Origin of the sequence: Terrihabitans soli (assembly GCF_014191545.1) — a bacterium.
Taxonomy (GTDB): Bacteria; Pseudomonadota; Alphaproteobacteria; order Rhizobiales; family Methylopilaceae; genus Flaviflagellibacter; species Flaviflagellibacter soli.
The window spans coordinates 292252-313149 of sequence record NZ_AP023361.1 but is presented as its reverse complement, the minus strand read 5'-3'; the positions used below and the strand labels follow the sequence as shown (position 1 = coordinate 313149).

18 protein-coding genes and 1 tRNA gene are annotated in these 20898 nt (G+C 62.8%); 4 read left to right on the top strand and 15 right to left on the bottom strand.

The features are described 5' to 3' along the window. Positions 1-16: 16 nt before the first annotated feature. The 8 genes from IZ6_RS01695 to IZ6_RS01660 form a co-directional block, all read right to left on the bottom strand. The gene (locus IZ6_RS01695) at positions 17-292 is read right to left on the bottom strand and encodes a hypothetical protein (protein ID WP_222876301.1); all 276 of its coding nucleotides are present in this window, start codon (positions 290-292) and stop codon (positions 17-19) included. A 125-nt stretch (positions 293-417) separates the two neighbouring features. After that, entirely contained in the window at positions 418-1761 is a 1344-nt protein-coding gene (locus IZ6_RS01690) for an MFS transporter (RefSeq protein ID WP_222876300.1), read from the bottom strand. An 83-nt stretch (positions 1762-1844) separates the two neighbouring features. Continuing rightward, positions 1845-3356: a tripartite tricarboxylate transporter permease gene (locus IZ6_RS01685; RefSeq protein ID WP_222876299.1), complete on the bottom strand. Its 1512-nt coding sequence runs from the start codon at positions 3354-3356 to the stop codon at positions 1845-1847. Between the two features lie 34 nt (positions 3357-3390). After that, positions 3391-3861 carry a tripartite tricarboxylate transporter TctB family protein gene (locus IZ6_RS01680; protein WP_222876298.1) on the bottom strand — a complete coding sequence of 157 codons (471 nt, stop codon included), beginning with the start codon at positions 3859-3861 and terminating at the stop codon, positions 3391-3393. A gap of 76 nt (positions 3862-3937) precedes the next feature. Further along, positions 3938-4930, bottom strand: coding sequence for a Bug family tripartite tricarboxylate transporter substrate binding protein (locus IZ6_RS01675; protein ID WP_222876297.1), 993 nt, complete (start codon positions 4928-4930; stop codon positions 3938-3940). A 226-nt stretch (positions 4931-5156) separates the two neighbouring features. Beyond that, complete coding sequence (locus tag IZ6_RS01670) at positions 5157-6530, bottom strand: NAD-dependent succinate-semialdehyde dehydrogenase (RefSeq protein ID WP_222876296.1); 1374 nt, start codon at positions 6528-6530, stop codon at positions 5157-5159. Positions 6531-6574: 44 nt separating this feature from the next. Beyond that, entirely contained in the window at positions 6575-7354 is a 780-nt protein-coding gene (locus tag IZ6_RS01665) for a GntR family transcriptional regulator (RefSeq protein WP_222876295.1), read from the bottom strand. Between the two features lie 18 nt (positions 7355-7372). After that, on the bottom strand, positions 7373-8440 hold the full coding sequence (locus IZ6_RS01660) for a CobW family GTP-binding protein (RefSeq protein WP_222876294.1): 1068 nt from the start codon (positions 8438-8440) through the stop codon (positions 7373-7375). A 180-nt stretch (positions 8441-8620) separates the two neighbouring features. Here IZ6_RS01660 and IZ6_RS01655 point away from each other — a divergent pair, with 180 nt between their 5' ends. Together IZ6_RS01655 and IZ6_RS01650 are read left to right on the top strand one after the other, a co-directional pair. Then, a complete protein-coding gene (locus IZ6_RS01655; RefSeq protein WP_225873968.1) occupies positions 8621-9853 on the top strand; it encodes an LVIVD repeat-containing protein in 1233 nt (410 codons plus the stop codon). Beyond that, positions 9853-10593: a hypothetical protein gene (locus IZ6_RS01650; protein ID WP_222876293.1), complete on the top strand. Its 741-nt coding sequence runs from the start codon at positions 9853-9855 to the stop codon at positions 10591-10593. The genes IZ6_RS01655 and IZ6_RS01650 overlap by 1 nt, the downstream gene beginning before the upstream one ends. A gap of 15 nt (positions 10594-10608) precedes the next feature. Here the strand turns inward: IZ6_RS01650 and IZ6_RS01645 are convergent, their stop codons facing one another. Continuing rightward, positions 10609-12246 (bottom strand): FAD-dependent oxidoreductase, encoded by a 1638-nt coding sequence (locus IZ6_RS01645; protein ID WP_222876292.1) that lies wholly within the window; start codon positions 12244-12246, stop codon positions 10609-10611. A gap of 43 nt (positions 12247-12289) precedes the next feature. Further along, a tRNA-Arg gene (locus IZ6_RS01640) sits at positions 12290-12366 on the bottom strand. Positions 12367-12434: 68 nt separating this feature from the next. Between IZ6_RS01640 and IZ6_RS01635 the strand changes: the two genes are divergently transcribed. Then, the gene (locus tag IZ6_RS01635; protein WP_222876291.1) at positions 12435-13145 is read left to right on the top strand and encodes a thermonuclease family protein; all 711 of its coding nucleotides are present in this window, start codon (positions 12435-12437) and stop codon (positions 13143-13145) included. Positions 13146-13192: 47 nt separating this feature from the next. Continuing rightward, on the top strand, positions 13193-14653 hold the full coding sequence (locus IZ6_RS01630; protein ID WP_222876290.1) for a M48 family metalloprotease: 1461 nt from the start codon (positions 13193-13195) through the stop codon (positions 14651-14653). A 1-nt stretch (position 14654) separates the two neighbouring features. Here the strand turns inward: IZ6_RS01630 and IZ6_RS01625 are convergent, their stop codons facing one another. The 5 genes from IZ6_RS01625 to IZ6_RS01605 form a co-directional block, all read right to left on the bottom strand. Further along, positions 14655-15527 (bottom strand): RNA polymerase factor sigma-32, encoded by an 873-nt coding sequence (locus IZ6_RS01625; protein WP_222876289.1) that lies wholly within the window; start codon positions 15525-15527, stop codon positions 14655-14657. A 162-nt stretch (positions 15528-15689) separates the two neighbouring features. After that, entirely contained in the window at positions 15690-16793 is a 1104-nt protein-coding gene (locus IZ6_RS01620; protein WP_222876288.1) for a CarD family transcriptional regulator, read from the bottom strand. A 248-nt stretch (positions 16794-17041) separates the two neighbouring features. Continuing rightward, positions 17042-17377 (bottom strand): ferredoxin FdxA, encoded by a 336-nt coding sequence (gene fdxA / locus IZ6_RS01615; RefSeq protein ID WP_222876287.1) that lies wholly within the window; start codon positions 17375-17377, stop codon positions 17042-17044. A 66-nt stretch (positions 17378-17443) separates the two neighbouring features. After that, positions 17444-17848 (bottom strand): RNA-binding S4 domain-containing protein, encoded by a 405-nt coding sequence (locus IZ6_RS01610; protein WP_225873967.1) that lies wholly within the window; start codon positions 17846-17848, stop codon positions 17444-17446. Continuing rightward, positions 17845-20865: a helicase-related protein gene (locus IZ6_RS01605; RefSeq protein WP_222876286.1), complete on the bottom strand. Its 3021-nt coding sequence runs from the start codon at positions 20863-20865 to the stop codon at positions 17845-17847. The genes IZ6_RS01610 and IZ6_RS01605 overlap by 4 nt, the downstream gene beginning before the upstream one ends. Positions 20866-20898: the final 33 nt, after the last annotated feature.

Here is a 20898-nt window from a genome sequence, read left to right as displayed (position 1 = left end):
CCGGCTTATCCGGGTGTCAGCCTACGGCAATCGCCCGGCGACGCAGCGGCCGCCTCTCGCGCCGCATATGCGCGAGCCTCTTTTCGAGATTCGCGGCGGATTCGTAGATGGTTTGCATACGCTGATAGTCGGGCCAGGCGACGCTGCCGCCGGTCTTCCCGGCGAAGATCGCCCATGCCTCATCCGCGACGCTGCCGCCTCCCCTTGCCGCATCGAGAATGCGCGCACGCGCCAGCACCGTGTCCTCGATCAGCACACGCTCGTCGGCTTCTTCGTCGTCACAGATGCACATTGCTAGCACTCCGGCGGGCCGGTCGGGGTTCGGCGAAGGGCGATACTCCCGGGACAACCCGGGCCGCCTCCGTTGAAATAGCTATTTCAGTCGGCAGGTCAACTTTTGAGAGCGCCTCCTGCGCCTCAGGCCCGATCGCGCCCGTTCGGCGAAATGCTTATCAGAAAAGCCAGAAAGGCGACCCCGGCTGCAATCGACAGGGAGATGGTTCCGCCGAGAGTGGCCGATAGCGTAAAACCGAGGGCCGCTGCGCTGGCGCCTAGAGCCTGACCGAATTGCCGTGTCGTCGCCTGCATGCCGCCGGCCGCTCCGATACGATTGCGCGGCACGGCCAGCAGCATCGCCCGGTTATTCGGGGTCTGAAACAGCCCGAAGCCGGAACCGCACATCGCCAGCGCCGGCACGATCAGAACGAGCGCAGACGGCGGAAGCGTCACAAGGCCGGTAAGGCCTGTCGCGAGAAGGCCAGCGCCCGTTGCGCACAGAACATGCGGCGGCAGCTTGTCGGAAAGCATGCCTGCTACAGGCGCCGTCAGCGCAACCGCAATCGGCCACACGGTCAGAAGAGCGCCGGTCTGAACGCTGTCGAAATGCCCATGCAGATAAAAGGGCAACGCAACGAAGGCCGTCATCTGTGCGAGGAACAGACAGGCCGCTCCCGCAACCGCATTGGCAAAAGGCGGCAGACGCAGAAGATCGACCGGCAGCATCGGATAAAGCGAAGACCGCTCGCGGCGCAGCAAAGCAAAACACGCAGCGAGGCCGAGCACGACGCAGATTGCGGCTATCGCAGGCCGCGTCACGGCATTGCCGATGCCGACGATCAGAAGGCTGAAGGTCGTGGCACAGAGCACGGCACTGACGAGATTGACGGGACGCAGCCGGTCGCGCACGACCGGAAGGCTGCGCACCATCACGAGAGCGATGAGCCCGAAGACGATGTTGGGCGCGAAGATCCAGATCCAGTCGGCCTTTGCGACGATCGCGGTTGCAATGGCAGGGCCAAGCCCCGTCGAGACGGCGACGACGGTTGCGACCGTGCCCATGGTGCGGCCGAATCTTTTGACCGGTTGGCTGATGCGCACCAGCGCCGTCGTCGTCGCAAAAATGCACGCGCCGGAAAAACCTGCGGCCGTGCGGGCAATCAGCAATTCCGGCATCGAGCGCGCAAAGAAACAGACAATGGACGAGACGACAAACAGGACAAGGCCGATCGTCAGCATGCGGCGCAGACCGATTTTTTCGGCGAGCGATGCGCAGGGCAGCAGCATCGCTACCATGGCGATCTGATTGGCGGTGACCGCCAGAATGGCTTCGGCCGGCGAAACACCGAATGTGCGCGCAATATGCGGCAGCACGACATTGATGCTGCTCGCATCGATCACGCCGATGGCAATGGTGATGAGGAGCGCCGCGAGCGCGATATGCCGTTTGGGCGCGGGAAGGCCCTGATCTTCGTCTGCAATCACAATGGCCGCGTCTAGCAGCGGAGAAGCTCCGCCGCCAATAGGACTTCCGTACCGGACCTCCGGTTCAAAGCTACCCCGTGGGATCAGACCGCTTCCGCTTCGTGCTCGATTTCCTGCTTGCGGCTCCTGGCGCCGGACATCGTGACGCCGAAGGCGAACACGACGAAGAGCACGAGAAGCGCGGCGGAGATCGGCCGGGTGAAGAAAATCGTCGGATCGCCACCCGATAGCGTGAGCGAGCGCCGGAAATTCTCTTCGAAGATCGGACCGAGGATCAGCCCGAGGACGAGCGGCGCCGGCGAACAATTGAACTGCCGCGCGGTTATTCCGAACAGACCGATGCCCGCCGCCAGCAACACGTCGAACGCGGAGTTTCTGACACTGTAGACGCCGATGCAGCAGAACAGAATGATGCCTGGATAGAGAAGCCGGTACGGGATCGAGAGCATCTTGATCCAGACGCCGATCATCGGAAGGTTCAGCACCAGGAGCATCAGATTGCCGATCCACATGCTGCACACGACGCCCCAGAAGAGTTCGGGATGGGTCGCCATCAGCTGCGGGCCGGGCTGCACGCCCTGAATGGTCAGCGCGCCAAGCAGCATGGCCATTGCCGCGCCGGCGGGAATGCCAAGACCCAGCATCGGAATGAAGTGCGTCATCGCAGCGGCGTTGTCGGCAGCTTCCGGCGCAGCAACGCCTTCAATCGCGCCTTTGCCGAAACGGGATTTGTCCTTCGCAACCTGACGCTCAAGAGCATAGGCGGCGAAGGCGGAGACGAGCGGTCCGGTCCCCGGCAGGATGCCCAGAGCCGCGCCAAGACCCGTACCGCGCAGGATTGCCGGAAATGCTTGCTTGAGATCTTTCATCCGCGGAAACAGCTCGGAGAACTTGACCGCAAAGGTCTTGTGCAGGTCCGGCGCTTTCACATGCTGCGCAACTTCGGAAAATGCGAACAGACCGACGGCGACCGCAACGAAATCGACGCCGTCCGCAAGATGCGTGCTGTCGAAGGTAAAGCGCTCGAATCCCGTGCCGACATCGGTGCCCACCGTGCCGATCAGAAGCCCGAGGATCGCCATCCCAAACGTCGACAGGGCGGAGCCGGCGGACATGACGGACGCGGTCATCAGCGCCACGGCGACGAGCGCGGTGTATTCAGGCGCGCCGAACAGAAGTCCGACATCTGCAAGCACCGGCGAGAAGAATGTGATGACGATGATGCCGACGCATCCCGCAAAGAACGAGCCTATCGCGGAGATGGCGAGAGCAACACCGGCCCGTCCCTGACGCGCCATTGGATGCCCGTCGATACATACGACGACCGAGCTTGGTTCACCCGGCATATTCAGAATGATCGCGGTCGTCGAGCCCGCGTGATGGGCGCCGTAATAAATGCCCGACAGCATGATGAGGGCCGACACTGCCGGAATCTGAAAGGTGATCGGCAGCAGCATCGCGATCGTCGTCACCGGGCTGATGCCCGGCAAAACGCCGACCATCGTGCCGATTGCCGCGCCCAGCAGGCAGTAGCCGAAATTTTCCAGGGTCAGTGCGACCTGGAAGCCGACCGCGAGCTGATCAAAAACACTCATCGCAATTCCTCAACAACGCATTCAGCGCGACAGGCTACGGCCACAGATCCAGCGGGATTCCCAATGCCTTTACGAAAAGGAACGAGGCGAAAGCGACGAGCCCTATCGTGAGCAGGATGAACTCGATGGGTCGCGTGGTGATCCGGTTGTAGCTGAGAATCAGCAGCAGCACCGTGGACGCGATCACGAGACCGAACTTTGTGACCAGAAGACCGAACGCGAGCACACCGGCTGCAATTGCAATCGCGGGAAGCGCCGGCCATTCGGGAATGTCCTGCTGCTTGGCGCTCTTGATCGAAAGAACGACCGACAGGAGGCCGATGCAGCACAGCAGCAGAGCGAGCGCAGCCGGAAAGTATCCCGGCCCCATATTCGATGCTTTTCCCATCGGGTAATCGCGCACGAGCACAAGGACCAGAGCACCGATCGCCGCAAACATCAGGCCGGACAGGAAAAGCGGCTTGTCCTTTACATAGTGGCGGCGTTGCCCGCTTTCGGTCGTCATGATCCGTCTCCGAGATCAAAACCCGGACGCCGCTACGGCGCCCGGGTTTCGTTCATGTCTGTGGCGTCGAACGCGGTTAGTCCGCAGTGACCTTGATGTCGTTGTCCTTGATCAGCTTCGTCCACTTGACGATCTCGGATTCGACAAAGGTCGCGAACTCGGCGGGAGACTTGCTGAGCGTGGCTTTCGAATTCTGGTCGGCGATCTTTTTCTGAATGTCCGGCTGCTCATAGATCGACTTCACCGACGCATAGATCTTGTCGATGACCGGCTGGGGCGTTCCCTCCGTCACGAACATTCCGTGCCAGGCGGAAGTGCCGACATCGCCATAGCCGAGCTCCTTGAGCGTCGGTACATCCGGAAGCTCGGGGACTCGCTCGGGCCAGGTGGTTGCGAACGCCTTGAGGCGGCCGTCTTTGACCAGCGGGAGGCCGGTCGACAGGTTCAGGAATTCGAGCTGGATCTCATTGCCCAGCAGCGCCGGCAGCGCCTGTGCGGCGCCCTTATAGGCGATGTGTGTGGCTTCGAGATTGTTCTGCTTCAGGAAGCGCAGCATATCGATCTGCGAATAGGTGCCGATGCCGGTCGAGCCGAATTTGATGCCCTTCAGCTCGCCGGATTTCATCTTCGCAACGAGATCCTCGGCCGATTTGGCCTCCAGCTCTTTGCTCCCGGTGAGAACCCCGGGAACCTGAATGAGGTTCGTCACCGGCGTCAGCTTCACGCCTTCGCGCTTTTTCGGAATGGCCGCGAAGTTGATGGCATTGGTCGACACATTGCCGATCAGGATCGTGTAACCGTCCGGCTCAGCATTCGAGACCGCATCGTTGGCGATGGCGCCCGTCGCGCCGGCTTTGCTTTCGACGATGACCGGCTGGCCCCACATGGCGTTCAGCCGCTCGGCGACGACACGCGCGATGAAGTCGGTCGGACCTCCGGGCGGAACCGGAACGATAATACGTACAGTCTTAGTCGGATAATCCTGGGCCGACGCAAAACCCGGAGCCAAGGAGATCATCGCGGCTGAGAGCAGCGCGCACACAACTGTTTTTCGAGTAACGCGAACCATAGTTCCCTCCCCAAAGCCGGCGTTTTTGCTTGCCGGTCTCTGAATTCTGATCGACCGCTCGTTTTGAGCAGACGGAGGAGGTGAACGAGGTTCGCCGCTCCGGTCGGGGCAATCTTCTCTCAACGCCCTAACGAGTCAAGAAATTTCATAAATATCTTCTCTGGCATTGTGATTTTATATTTTTTACCTGCAGGCAGCCGGATACGGCACCCTTCCCGGTTACAGTTCAGACCTGAGCGGGTCCGACCCAGACCGTTTTGATGTTGGTGAATTCCCGGATCCCGAACTCGCCGAGCTCACGCCCGTAACCCGACTTTTTGATGCCGCCGAACGGGATACGGGGGTCCGAGCCGACCATTCCGTTGATGAACACCGCGCCGGCTTCGATCTCGTGCGAGAGGACGTGGGCCCGGCTGATGTCCTGCGTCCACAACGCCGCGCCAAGGCCGTATTCCGTATCGTTCGCAACGGCGATGGCGGTCTCCACGTCACGCACGCGGATGACCGGCGCGACGGGGCCGAAGATTTCTTCGCGGCAGGCGGTCATATCGCTCGTCACATTGTCGACGAGGGTCGGCGCATAGAAGGCTCCTGCGCCCTCCAGCTCCTTGCCGCCCAGGAGCAAAGTCGCGCCTTCCGACAAAGATTGCTCCACCTGCTTGTGCAGATCGGCGCGCAGATCGGCGCGGGCGATCGGACCGATCTGCGTGCTGCGGTCCATCGGATCGCCGACCTTCAGCGCGGAAACGTGCTTCGACAGCGCGGCGACAAATTTGTCGGCGACTTTCTCCTCGACGATAAAGCGCTTTGCCGCAATGCAGCTCTGGCCGACATTCTGGAAACGGGCGCGGGCGCCGGTCTGCGCCGCCAGTTCGATATCGGCATCGGCAAGCACGATGAACGGATCCGTGCCCCCGAGTTCAAGCACCTGCTTTTTAAGATGCTTGCCGGCCTCCGCCGCAACGGACGCACCCACCGGCGTCGAGCCGGTCAGCGTAATGGCGGCGATGCGCGGATCGGCGATGAGGCCGGCAACACGCGACGACGGGATCAAAAGAGAGCGCGACAGCCCGTCCGGAACATTTGCTTTCCTGAGAACATCCTCAATCGCCAGTGCACAGCCCGGCACGTTCGACGCATGCTTCAGAATGGCGCCGTTGCCGGCCGCCATTGCCGGCGCGAAAAAGCGGAAGAACTGCCAGAACGGGTAGTTCCACGGCATCACCGCGAGGACAACGCCGAGCGGATCGAACACCACACGGCTCTCCGTCGCATTGCTCGGGACAATGCTGTCGGCGAGAAAGCGTGGGGCGTGCTCAGCGTAGAAGTCGCAATTCCAGGCGCTCTTCTCGATCTCGGCTTCCGCTTCGACGATGGGTTTGCCCATTTCCTGCGTAATCAGCCGGGCAAGATGTTCCTTGTTGGCGCGGAGCGTTGCCGCGACACGGCGGAGCGCTGCAAGGCGCACCGCCAGTTTCTGCTTGCGCCAGTCTTTCTGCGCGGCAGATGCACGGCCGAGCGCCTCCTCGACCTGCGCGTCGGTATGCGTCTCGTAGCGCGCGATTTCGAGCCCGGTGGCGGGGTTGACGGAGACAATCATGATGCACCTTTTCCTTGGCGGCCCTTGAGGACGCGATGATAGTTTTAGACTGTACCGACAGTCTTGGCCTTGGCCTTATCGGATACTGCGCCGGGCAGCGGGACGAGCCGGCGGGGATTGTCGAGCAGCTTGCATTCGATCCCCATGACGAACTCGAATGAATCCTTGTAGTGATTGACCAGAAGGTCGCCGGCGAGATCGGCATCGCGTGCGATGCACGCCTCCATAATATCTTTGTGCCCCTGGACCACATTTTCGCGGTGCAGCGGGCTGTCGGCGAACAAAAGACGGCGGCGCGCGCGATAGCGTGTGGTCTGTTCGAAAAGTTTGTTGCAAAAGCCGAGCAGCCACTCGTTCTCGCACGCCGCCCACAGCACCGTATGAAAGTCCTGGTGAGCGGCCGACCATTCCGGCGTCAGCATGAACGTGCCGCCGCCCGAAGCGACCTTCGCGAGACGGTAGAATGCGAGGACAACCGATTCCTCCCACGCAGTATCGCCATTGGCGATCGACAGGCGCAGCGCCGCTTCCTCCATGACAAGGCGGGCGTTGGTGATCTCGAGAAACGCGGCTTCATCGAGCGCGGCGACGAAAAAGCCTTTCTGCTCGCGCTTCACCGCAAGGCCGTCGGCGCAGAGCCGGTTGAGGGCATCGCGCAGAGGGCTGAGGCCAATTCCGTAACGCTCGTTGAGATCGGCGACGAGCAGCTTCTGGCCCGGCGCGAGCTGGCCGCTCGTGATGTCGGCGTGGAGTTTCTGATAGGCAAGCGCCGCCAGAGAGACTGGCTTCTCGTCCGGGGCTTGTACTGTCTTCTGTGGTGCCATCGTCAATCCGTCGACCGATCAAACTGCGCTTGAGGCCAGAACCCGGCCATCGATACCGTCCCTCTGCGCGCGCGGCAATTGCCCGCCGAGAACGATCGCATCGAACGACCGGCCAACCGACCGCGCATCAAGGCCCCTTGTTATGACAACGATTTCAGACCCCCGCGCCGGCCACGGCCACGCATCGAGGCGAGCCGGCGGATAGATCATAGCGCCGACCCCCTGAACCACGACCGGGCTTTCCTGTCCCGCAACCTGCAAAATCCCCTTCATCCGCAGGATATTTGCGGGCCGCATCGAATACAGCGCATCGAGCCATTCCAGAATCTTCGACCAGGCGAGCGGCGCCTCGTGCCGGACCGACCAGCTTTGCACCGCATCGTGAACCGATTTTGCATCGCACCGGAATGAGGAGCCCGAGGCGCGCCGCGGCTTTTGCCAGCCTGTGTCGTCGAGAATCCCCTCGGCCTTGCCGGAAAAATCGTGCGACCGCACGATCTCGGCGGTGGGATTGAGGCCCGAAATCGCCTGAGTGAGAAGGCCGAGCGTCTCGCCTTCGATCAGATCGCATTTGGTGATCATGCACAGATCCGCGTGAATGACCTGCTGCAGCACTTCATCGTTCTGGCCGAGCTGCGAAAGCCCGAACACGCCGTCGACAGCGGTGATCACTTTCGCCAGCCTAATGCGGCCTGAGATGCCGCGCGCGGTGACGAGATCCTGAATGATTTGCCGCGGATCGGCGAGGCCGGTCGTCTCGATGATGATGCGCCCGAAGGACGGGATTTCGCCGAGTTCGGCGCGGGCGAACAAGCCGCTGATCGTGTCGATGAGATCGCCGCGGATCGAACAGCAAAGGCAGCCGTCTCCCATCAGGAGAATGTTCTCGATGGCCGACTGCACGAGCATCTGATCGAGCCCGATGGCGCCGAACTCGTTGATGATCAAAGCCGTGTCCTGCATGCCCGGGCACGCCATCACCTGCCGCAGAAGCGTTGTTTTTCCGCTCCCCAAAGCGCCCGTGATCAGGAACACCGGAATTGCTTCAGGCGTCCGGGAACGCGACATCGTGCTGGTCGAGATCATCTCAATCCTGCCGGCCTTCAGAACGGCACGCTGCCGGCCGCGGCCGGGCCGCCCTCCTCTTCACCGGCCAAAATAGGAGCGGGAAGGCTCAAGTCAATGATTTTATAAAATATCACTTCCTAGGCCGTATATTTGTACATTATAGGTTTCCGCCTCATCAGTCCCGTGGAGAGGCGAGATATGCAAGGCGCGCTTTCGAAGAACATCAAGCTGCTTTCCCAGGACACTCTGCGCGGCTTCGGCACGGTCGGTGAGGGAATGAGCCTGCAGATTGCGCCGGACGGGCGGCGCATTCTCTGGATCGCGCATGAAGGCGCGCCGAAGAACTTTACCGGGGTCGATGTCAGCGATCCGCGAAAGCCGAAAGTCGTCTGCCAAACCGAGCTCGCGCACGGAAACATGCGGTCGAATTCGCTCGAGACCTGCGGCAACATCCTCGCCGTCGCCTATCAGGTCTGGACTCCCGGCGACAAACCGGCCGGCGTCGAGCTGTTCGATATTTCAGTTCCCGAAAATCCGCGCTCGATCGGCTTCTACGATGCTTCAGGTCCCTATTCCCGCGGCTGCCACTGCCTGTGGTTTGTCGACGGGGAATACATACATTGCTCCAGCGGCGCGCCGGATTTCCAGCCGCGGCATCCGCGCGACGATCAGTTTTATCAGATCATCGATGTCCGCGATCCGACAAAGCCCCGCGAAGTCGGGCGCTGGTGGTATCCTGGAACACGCGAAGGCGATGCCGAACCGCTGCCGCCGCGGCTCAATCCGCAGCCGCTCCATGAAATGCGCGGTCCCGATGCGTACAGGCTCCACAACGCCAATGTCTATCCGGAGCGCCCGGACCGCGCATATATCGGCTATATCGACGGCGGCGCGTTCATTCTCGATATCGCCGACAAATCGGCGCCGAAAGTGGTCAGTTCCTGGAACCCGCATCCGCCCTATCCGGGCTTCACCCATACCGTCATGCCGCTGTTTGAGCGCGATCTTCTTGTCGTGACCGATGAGAGCATTCTGGATGACGGCGCGGATTGGCCTAAACTGACCTGGATGGTCGATGCGCGGCTGGAAACCAATCTCGTTCCGATCAGCACATTCCCGCTGCCGTCGTTCGAGGAATACGGCCGCAAAGGCGGACGCTTCGGATCGCACAACATCCACGAGAACCGGCCCGGCCCGTCCTTCCGCAGCGAAGAGATCATTTTCGGTGCGTTCTTTAATGCGGGCGTGCGCATCTACGACATCAAGGATCCCTACCGCCCCGAAACCATCGCCTATTTCATTCCACCCGCGCCGAAGGATTCGCGCGTTGCAACCGCGCAGATGAACGATCTTCACGTCGACGAACGCGGCATTATTTACACCGGCGACCGCTGGACGGGCGGCCTTTATTGTCTTGAGGCCGATATCTGATGCCGGCCGGGACAAAACCGCGAAAGCAACCGGCCGGCCCTTCCGGCGATGCACGCTTCTTTGTCCTGTTCGGAAAAATCGACAAGCACGTCGCCGCGCTCGCCCACAAGCACGGTTCTGCCGCCGCAGGCGCGCTCAGCCCGCGCGCCGCAACCATCGGTGCGGGCGATGCTGCGTTGCGGCTCAATTCGTCCGGCTGGCTCGACCTGCCGCCGCAATCGGCCTCCCAGCTGAACAGCCACGACGACCGGAAGCGATTTTGCCGGCGTGCACTTCAGCGCGCGGTGCCGTTGTTTTCCCGGCCGCTCGAACGTTTTGTGTCGAGCTATTTCGACTTCGTCGATGAGGAAATCGAGCGCCGGCGGGATGCGCTGGAACTCAAGCTTGCCGAAGCTGGATTCGATCCCGGCGCGGCGTTTCCGGACTATCGCGACTGGTTCTTCTCGGCGTTTCTTCCGCTGCCCAACGCGCATCTGCAATGGCGCGGCGATTTCATCCCCTTCGATGTCGTCTTCTGGACAGGCACGCGTCTCGTCGCGGTGCTGATCGACAGCCTGTCGATGAAAACGCCGCGGCACCTCCGCGCGGTCGAGGCGCTCGCGGCCGGGCATGAATGTGTGGAGGTGGTCCGGATAGCACCTTCGGATATGGCGTCCCTGCAGGCCCGCCTCGGCGATTTCACCGAAGGCTGCCGCATTCCGTTCGGGCCGTTCCGCAGCGCCGGGCTCGGCCCGCTCTGAGGACGTCGCCCGCTCCTAGCTCTTCGCCAGAAACGCATGCACGGCGGCAACGACCTGCGCGCCTTCGCCAACCGCCGCAGCGACACGCTTGACCGAACCCGCGCGCACGTCACCGATGGCGAACACGCCACGCAGGTTCGTCTCCAGAGCGTGACATTCGCGGTCGATGGTTTGGCCCGTGACGATGAAGCCTTTGTCGTCTCGTGTCAGGCCGCTTGAGGCGAGCCAATTGGTATTGGGTGCGGCGCCGATAAACAGAAACAGCTGGCTCACCGGCTTCGATGCCTCTTCGCCGGTCTTGCGGTTTTTCCAGGAAATATTGCAGAGCGCACTATCTTCGCCGGTCACCGCCGTGACTTCGGTGTTCGCGACAAGCTCGACATTGGGAAGGCTTTCGATGCGCTCGATCAGATATTTCGACATCGTCGCTTCGAGGCTTGGGCCGCGGATGATGAGCCAGACTTTTTCGGCATGGCCTGCGAGATAGACCGCAGCCTGACCGGCCGAATTGCCGCCGCCCACAAGCGCGACCTCGCGCGCCGTACACAGGCTGGCTTCCAGCGGCGAGGCCCAATAATGCACGCAGGCGCCTTCGTAACCTTCGATGGCTGCGACATCGAGACGGCGATATTTTGCGCCGCAGGCGAGAACGACCGTGCGGGCGCGAACGCGCTCATCGCTTCCGATGACGAGCGTCGACAGACCATCGCCGTTCTGCTCGAGGCGGACGACTTCATCGGGGATCGCAAATTCGACACCGAATTTCTGCGCCTGGCTGTAGGCGCGGCCCATCAGCGCCATGCCGGTAATCCCGGTCGGAAAACCGAGATAGTTTTCGATGCGCGCCGACGCTCCCGCCTGACCGCCGAATGCGCGGCAATCCAGAACAAGTACGGACAATCCTTCCGAGCCCGCATAGACCGACGCCGCAAGACCGGCGGGACCCGCGCCGACAACGACAACGTCGTAGATCTTGTCCGCATCGATCGGCCCCACAAGGCCAATGCAGCGTGCGAGCTCGGTTTCGCTCGGATTGTGCAGAACCTGTCCTCCGGGACAGAGCACGAGGGGCAGGCGCTCGGACGCGACGCCGAAGCGCTCGACGAGCATTTGCGCATCCGCATCCCTGTCCGGATCGAACCGCTGATGAGGATGAGCGTTGCGCGCCAGGAAATTTTCGAGACGCAGCACATCGCCGCTGTCCGAATTGCCGATGATGATCGGGCCGCCGCGTCCGGTTTCGAGAAGATCGACGCGGCGCAGAATGAGCGCGCGCATGATGCGCTCGCCAAGTTCGGCCTCGGCGATGAGCAGGGCCCGAAGCCGCTCCGGCGTGATTTCGAGGACTTCGACCGCATCGACGGCAAACGCATCGACCAGCGCCGGTCGGCCCGAGAGCTGCGCGAGTTCGCCGATAAAGGCGCCGGGGAGATGCGTGAGAAGCGGCTCGGCCTCACCGCTCGGCCCTTGCTGGCTGATCTCGACATGGCCTTTCAGCACGACGGCAAGGCCGATGCCGGTCTGGCCGGCCGAAATCAGCGCCGCGCCGGGATCGAAATCGCGCGCTGTGCCGAACCGGCGCAGCCGCTCGATCTCATGCGGCTCGAGCGTGGGATCGAGCTGAGAGCGGCGGGTGTCGCGAGCGAGAGGCATGTTTCCTGATCCGATCCTGAAGCATTCCGACTTTTAGGATGGGTGGTGATCCCGGGAGGGCTCGAACCTCCGACCTACGGTTTAGGAAACCGCCGCTCTGTCCAGCTGAGCTACGGGACCGCCACGCCCTCGGTAACATAAGAGAATGCGCTTTGCAGCCCGGCGAAGGTCCTGCCTAGACTGGCGGAATGCCTGTTCAAAACCTCGGCGCGGCAGCGCTGATCCTCTTATGGGCGGGGCCTGTTCTTGCCGCCTGCGATCTGCCCGCCGAGACAGCCGATGTGCTCTCGGTCCGCCCGGACGGCACGATCCAGCTCACGGACCGGCGTGAGATAAAGCTCGCCGGTGTCGAGCTCGCGGATTCAGGCCGCGCCGCTTTGCCCGGCCTCCTCAAAGACGAGCGCCTGACGCTCCGGCCCACTGGAAAGCCCGACCGCTGGAACAGGCAACCGGCGCATATCGAGGACGTAGAACAAAATCTGATCGAGAAAGGCCTCGGCCATGCCGCCGCCCAGGCGAAAGGCGCCTGCCTATCGGAGCTTTTGGTTACCGAAGAGAAGGCGCGCAAAGCGCGGATCGGAATCTGGGCGGAGCCCGGTTATGTCCTTGGCGCAGCTAACGGAGCCGCCCTCACCGAGCATCTTGGACGGCATGTTCTCGCCGAAGGCATGGTCCAGTCCGCCCGCCTGTCCAAGGGTCGCGTCTATCTGAATTTTGCGCGATACTGGAAAAGCGGGCTTAGCCTCATCATTGCCGAAAAGGACTGGCCTCACTTCTCCGGTGGGGCGGCTGTTGAAGCTATTGCCGGAAAACGCCTGCGCGCCCGGGGCCGGCTGGAATACCGGAACGGTCCGGCGATCCTTGCCGGAGCGGACGACCGGATCGAGATTTTGCCCTGAGGTCGAAAGACGTGAGCCCGAAGGAGCGGTGCAAAGGATATGGGGCTGTGAGTCCACTGGACGTGTTTCGCCGGGGCGCCATCTTCGCCGCGGCTCTGGCCGCTGCGGGCTGCGCCGGATTCGAGAAGGCGACGGAGCCGGAAAGCGGGCTTGTGCCCTCGGCCGCCCCGCGCACGGTCGGCGCCGATACCGCCTCGCGCCGCGAGCATAACCGCATCCTGACCGCCTATGGCGGCGCCTATGCCGATCCCGCGCTCGACATTCTCCTTGCCGGCATTTCAGCGCGCATCTCAAAAGCCTCCGATCAGCCGGACGTCGCCTATCGCATCACCGTTCTGAATTCGCCTTCGATCAACGCCTTCGCGCTGCCGACCGGCGATCTCTACGTGACGCGCGGCCTTCTTGCGCTTGCCAACGACACATCCGAGGTTGCCGCGGTCCTTGCGCATGAAATGGCGCATGTCACGGCGCGCCACGCTTTTGCCCGCGCCGACAAGGAACGCCAGGCGGTTCTCGTCTCGCGCATCGTCACCGACGTACTCGGGGATGCGGAAGCCGGCGCCACGACACTCGCCAAAAGCAAGATCGCGCTGGCCCGCTTCTCGCGCGAACAGGAGCTGGAAGCCGATCGTATGGGCGTCGCAAATCTCGCCCGCGCCGGGTTCGATCCGCTCGGCTCGGCGCATTTCCTCGCCAATATGGGCAAGAACGCGACTTTGCGCGCCACGGGCTTTGGCGGCGCGAGCGAGAATGAAACCATCGACTTCATGTCGACCCATCCGGCAACGCCCGAGCGCGTCGAGATCGCAACGCGCACCGCGCAGGAGAGCGGCCGCGCCGGCCAAGGCGAACACGATCGCGGGCGCTTCCTCACCGCCGTCGAAGGCATGGTCTATGGCGACGATCCGGCGCAAGGATATGTACGCGGCAACCGCTTCATCCATCCGGTGATCGGCTTCTCCTTCACCGCGCCGGACAATTTCACGCTCGAAAATGCCTCCGAAAGCATTGTCGGCATCGGTCCGAGCGACACGGCGCTACGGCTCGACACCGTGCTCGTGCCGAACGGCCAGCCGCTCGGCCAGCATCTTGCGAACGATCTGATGGAAGGCGTTGCGATCTCCAATGTCGAGGAAACCAGCATCAACGGTTTTCCGGCGGCCATCGCCATCGCCAAAGGGCGCGACTGGAGTTTCCGGATTGCCGGCATCCGCTTCGGATCGAACGTCTACCGGATCGTGTATGCGGCGAAGAATCTGACGCCGGAACAGGATCTGATCTTCCGCTCGTCAATTCTGTCCTTCCGCCGCCTTACCTCATCGGAATCGACCGAGGTTCGTCCGCAGCGTCTGGCCGTCGTCACGGTAAAGCCCGGCGATTCCATTCTGTCGCTCGCCGAGCGCATGGCGGTGCCGAACCGCAATATCGAACGCTTCCAGGTGCTGAACGGGCTCGGGCCCGAGCAAAATCTGAAAGCCGGCGACCGCGTGAAGCTTATCGTCGAATAATTTAGGCCGCCCGTACTTCGAACATGGGATCGGCTTCGCTGAGCGCGCGGCGCAGTTTCTCCAGCGCGCGGTTCTCGATCTGTCGCACGCGCTCCTTCGAAATGCCGAGCATCGCGCCGAGGGATTCGAGCGTTGCCGTCTCTTCCGAAAGCTTGCGGGCGCGAATGATCTTCAGCTCGCGATCGGTCAGAACGAGCATCGCCTGTTTCAGGCATTTCGAACGGCGCTCTTCATCGATGCGTTCGCTCACCGTCTGATCGGGCAGCGGCGCATCGTCGACGAGAAAGTCCATTCGCTCCGCCGTATTGTCGGCATCCGATTCCGTCAGCGGCGCATTCAGCGACAGATCGGGGCCGGACAGGCGCGAATCCATCAGCGCCACATCCTTCTCGGAAACGCCGATGGCGGCGGCGATCTTGCGATTGATGTCGGCGGTGGTGAGATCGCCATGTGTGCGGCCGAGCCGCCAGCGCAGACGGCGCAGGCTGAAAAACAGAGCTTTCTGCGTCGACGATGTACCGCCGCGCACGATCGACCAATTGCGCAGGATGTGATCCTGGATCGCCGCGCGGATCCACCAGGTCGCATAGGTGGAAAAACGCACTTCACGGTCGGGGTCGAAACGCGCCGCCGCTTCCAGCAAACCGACATGGCCTTCCTGAATGAGATCGGCCATCGGCAATCCGTAATGACGGAATTTCGCGGCGATCGAAATCACAAGGCGCATATGCGCCGCGGCGAGTTTGTGCAGCGCCGCCTCATCGCAATCGCTTTTCCAACGCACCGCGAGAAGGTGCTCCTCTTCGCGCTCCAGAAAAGGCGCATCCATCGCCGCACGGACAAGGCCGTGCCGCACGCTTCCGTCGGTCGTCATGTGAACCTCCCGAGTGCCATGGATCGCCCCCCTTTCACGCCGGGGCCGTCGAAAGTAACGCGCCAAGGCCTTGAAGGGTTCAGATCGCGCCCTAAACGGGAGCCAATAAAAAAGCCCGGCACTGCGGCCGGGCTTTTTCAATCTCCTGAAATATCAGCGAAATTAGGCGGCTTCTGCCTCATCGCCGTCGGTCGCTTCGGCTTCGGCTTCCGGCTCAGCTTCCGCATCCGCCTCGCCTTCGGCGTCTTCCGCCTTGGCCGGGCCGCGCTTCGGACCCTTGGCCAGCATGGCTTCGATCTTCTTGATCGCCTCGCTGTCCGTCAGCTTTTCGACGGCTGCGAGCTCGCGCGCCATCCGGTCGAGCGCCGCTTCATAAAGCTGACGTTCCGAATAGGACTGCTCCGGCTGCGTTTCGGCGCGGTGAAGGTCGCGCACGACTTCGGCAATCGCGACGAGATCGCCCGAATTGATCTTCGCTTCGTATTCCTGGGCGCGGCGCGACCACATCGTGCGCTTGACGCGGGCACGGCCCTTCAGGGTGTCGAGCGCGCGGGTCATGACATCGCCTGCCGACAGCTTGCGCATGCCCACGCTCGCGATCTTGGAGATCGGAACGCGCAGGGTCATCTTGTCCTTGGCGAAGGTGATCACGAAAAGCTCGAGCTTGTAGCCCGCGATTTCCTGTTCTTCGATAGCCACAATCTGGCCGACGCCGTGCGCCGGATAGACGATGTGCTCGTTGGTTTTGAAACCGTGCTGCTTCGTCGTGGTCTTCTTTGCCGCATCACTCATAATGTTATTGCGCACTCCATCTGCGGGGCGGGCCTCGGCCGCCGGTTTTGCCGGCGCAACGGACGCCGGTTTGATCACGGGCTTCGGCTGGGCCAGGGCGGGAGCCGCCGGCTTTGCCTGAACAACGGGTTTCGCCTCGACAGTGGCCGGCTTGACCACCGGCGCAGCCGCTTTCGGCGACGCGACGGGCTTTGCCTGCACGGCCGGTTTGGCCGCGGGCTTTACGGCCGGCGCAGCTGCTTTGCCCGATACGGGCTTGGCTGCGGCCTTGGCCGGTTTGGCAACAGCTTTCGGGGCCTTTGCTTTCGCAGGCGCCTTCGGCTTTGCCGATTTGGATTTGGCCGTCTTTGCAGTCTTCGTGGCCGCCTTGCTGGCGACCTTGGCCTTGGCTTTCGCCTTATTGGCCTTAACTTCCGACGCCGACTTCCCTGACTTGGCCTTGGCAGCCTTTTTGACCGGTTTTTTGGCCGGCATGTTGGGGTCCCTTTCTCTCCGCCTCTGGGGCGGACGGTCTGGCCGTTCCAGATTGGGGGAACGACGGTCGGCCATGCTTCGGATTCTGAAAGCTGGTCGAGAAAAAAGGCCCCGTTTTCTACGGAGCCCCCCGCCCGGAGTGGTTCTCCGAGCCTGTATTGACCCTACCACAAAAATGTCATTTCCGCAAATCTTCGCTTTGCTTATGGCAAATCGGCCACGGTCCCGGCCGGGGGAAGGTTAAGACTTTAGCTACCTTCACCGGGCTCGGCCGAAAACAGCTCAAGCTTGCCGGGCTTTCCGTCCCATTCCTTGCCGTCGGCAGGAGCCTCGCCCTTCTCGGAAATATTGGGCCAGGTCTTCGAATACTGGGCATTCAGCTCCAGCCAGCTCTCAAGGCCGGGCTGGGTATCCGGCTTGATGGCCTCGGCCGGGCATTCCGGCTCGCACACCCCGCAATCGATGCATTCGTCGGGGTGGATGACGAGCATGTTCTCGCCCTCATAAAAGCAGTCGACCGGACACACCTCCACGCAGTCCATGTATTTGCACTTGATGCAGTTTTCGGTGACTACGTAGGGCATTGCGGGCCTTTTTGGTCGATTTCCAGTGTTTGCCTAGTCGAGGCTTGGGCGGGGCGCAAGCCACACCTAGTCGCGGCCCCTTATCAGATTGATGGCCCGGAGGTCCCGTTTGGTGGGCCTCCCCGCCCCCTTTTCGCGGCTAAGGCCGGACGGCGGTTTGGGTTCGGCCGGGACAGGCGGCGGGCTGAGATCTCCATATAGGAGCGCCGCCGCCGGAGCGCTGCCCCGCCGCTCCGAAAATCCCTTCACTTCGAGAATGCGGACGTGGTTCTCCAGGGCGATCGTCAGAACATCGCCTGTTTTCACGGCCTGGCTCGACGCCGTGATCCGCGTCCCGTTCAGCCGGACATGACCCGACAAGACGAGTTTCTGGACAAGACTGCGGGTCTTCCCGACCCGCGCATGCCAGAGCCATTTGTCGATGCGCTGGCGTCCTCCGGGCCCGGGACCCTCTTTTCTGACGAGGATCACGTTTTCGTCTTGTCGCCCTCGAGCTGGGCCTTCAGACCGGCCAGAGCCGCAAAGGGCGAGTTCGGGTCGAGCGGCTTTTCGCGGCGCGGCGGCGGAGCCTGACGCTGAGGCTTGCCGGCGCCGTCATCGCGGCGCGGGCCCTTTTGCCCGCCCTTGAACCCGCCTTTGAAATTCGTCTTGCCGTCGCGATCGGGGCGGCGCTGGGGACGCGGTTTACCGTCCGGCGCTCCCGCACCTTCACGGCCGCCCTCGCGATTCTCGAAGCGCTTTCTGTTGTCCGGACGGCGCTGCTGCTGATCGGGGCGGCGATGATGGTCCTGCCGGCCGGGGCGCCAGATATCGATCATCACCGGTTCGGCGGCGGCGGTCGTTGCGCCCGAGCTATCGCCCGGCGTGCCGGCGGCAAATTCGGCAAGGATCGCTTCGGCCGGCGTCTCAGCCGGGGCTTCGATCACCGCATCGGCAATCGGCGCGTCCGTCTCCGGGCTCGCCTCGACGGGCTCCGGCACTGTCTCTGTAGGTACATCCGCGGCAAGCGCGGGGACGGCTTCCGGCTTCGGCGCCGGACGGCGGTCGAGTCTATAGCCGAGTGAGCGCAGGATGGCGCTGAAATCCTCGCCCGAGCATCCTGTCAGCGATGTCATCGCAACGGTAACGGTAAATCCGTTGCCGTCGGCAGCGCCCGCCGGCGGATCGCCCGGCGTCACGCCGGCACGATAGGCAATCGCCGGACGGATGAGATCGGCAAGGCGCTCGAGAATATCGACGCGCACCGCGCGGTCCTGGCACAGGCGATAACCGAGTGCGCGATAAAGATCCTGCGACACCGCAGGATCGGCCTTGAAACTCGTGCGGCCGCTTGCAGCAAGGGCCGGAACGTCGTCGAGGCCCGCAACCGCGGTCTCCTGCTTCAGCGCCCAGAGCTGGGCGGCAAGCGCCCGCGGCGCGGGTTTCAGGAGCAGCGGAAGATAGATGTGATAGGCGCCGAAGCGGATGCCGAGCTTGCGCAAGCTTGCGCGCGCGTCCTGTTCAAGGCCCTTCACGTCGTCGGCGACGCGCGTGCGGTCGAGCACGCCGAGATGTTCGGCCACCTGGAAGGCAAGGCCGCGCGCGATGCCGGTCAGCGCTTCGCTCGCTTCGAGATCGAAGAGCGGACCAAGAAGGCGCTTCACATGCGCATCGATCCAGAGCTGCAGACGCGTTTCCGCTTTTTCGCGATCGGGACCGGCAAGCGTGTCGTCGGCCAGAATGCGCGACCGCGGACGCAGGATATGTTCGCCCGCCGCGAGCTTGCCCGCGGGCTCCCCGAGCCAGCGCAGCGTGCCATCGGACGACAGAACGATGTCGGCGTCGGCGGCGGATGCAAGCTTGTCTGCACGCCGCGTAAATTCGCCCGCCAAAGCTTTGACCGCGGCGGCGCGCAGCGCGCGCCCGTCCTCGCCCTCGGCGCTTTGATCCGCCGTGAAGCGGAACGCCGCAAGACGTCCTACGTGCTGGCCTTCGACCAGCACATCGCCCTTATCCGTCACTTCCGCGTCAAGCATGTCCTTGTCCCTGAGACGCCGCATCAGAACCGATGAGCGGCGGTCGACGAAGCGTTGCGTGAGTCTCTCATGCAGCGCGTCCGACAATTTATCTTCGACACCGCGAGCGACCCCCTGCCAATGTTCCGGATCTTTGAGCCAATCCGGCCTGTTGGCGACGAAGGTCCAGGTACGGATATGTGCAATCCGTGCCGAGAGTGTGTCGATGTCTCCGTCCGTGCGATCGCCCAGCGACACCTGCCGGGCAAACCAGTCGTCGGGGATTTTACCCTCCCGCATCAAAAATCCATAGAGGGACGTGACAAGTTCGGCATGAGCGGCCGGAGAGACCTTTCGGTAGTCCGGCACCTGGCACACATCCCACAACCGCGCGATGGCATCGCGCCCGTTTGCCACATCCCGCACATCCGGATCGCGCACCGCATATTCGAGCGCGGTGACGTCCTCACCGGTCGGCGCGCGCGTGAGGCCGGATTCCGTGGGTGCAACCGCAAGGCTCAGCTGCAGCATCGCCACAGAGGAGAAATCGAGATCGGTATTCCTCCACTGCATGAGGCGTACAGACTCGAAATTGTGCCCTTCGAGGCGCTCCACCAGCTCCTTTTCGAATGGCGGGCAGCGGCCCGTCGTGCCGAATGTGCCGTCGTTCATGTAGCGGCCGGCGCGGCCGGCGATCTGGCCGAATTCCGAGGGGTTAAGGCGGCGGAACTGGAATCCGTCGAATTTGCGGTCGCCGGCAAAGGCGATGTGATCGACGTCGAGATTGAGCCCCATGCCGATGGCATCGGTCGCTACGAGATATTCGACATCGCCCGACTGATAGAGCTCGACCTGCGCATTTCGCGTGCGCGGCGACAATGCACCGAGGACAACGGCGGCACCTCCCCTTTGCCGGCGGATGAGTTCGGCGATCGCGTAGACCTCGTCGGCCGAGAAGGCGACGATCGCCGAGCGCCGCGGCAGGCGCGTGATCTTCTTCTCGCCGGCGAAGGTGAGATTGGACAGGCGCGGCCGCCCGACAATGTTGGCGCCGGGCAGAAGCCGCTCGACGAGCCCGCGCATGGTCGACGCGCCGAGGAGCAGCGTCTCGTGTCGGCCGCGCCGGTTGAGCAGGCGGTCCGTAAAGACATGGCCGCGATCGAGATCGGAGGCGATCTGGATTTCGTCGATGGCGACGAAATCGACCTCGAGATCCTGCGGCATCGCTTCGATGGTCGAGACGAAGAAGCGCGCGTTCTTCGGGGTGATCTTCTCTTCACCGGTGATCAGCGCGACCTTTTCAGTGCCGACCTTGTCGACGATGCGCTGATAGACCTCGCGCGCAAGCAGCCGCAGCGGCAGGCCGATCAGGCCCGAGCCCTGCGCTACCATCCGCTCGATGGCGAGATGGGTCTTGCCGGTATTGGTCGGCCCGAGAACGGCGGTGACGTTACGTCCGCGCTCTGCGGGCAAAAGGGTGCGAGGGCGCAACATCGGTCTGGCGCTATGTGTGGGAGAGACGGCGGT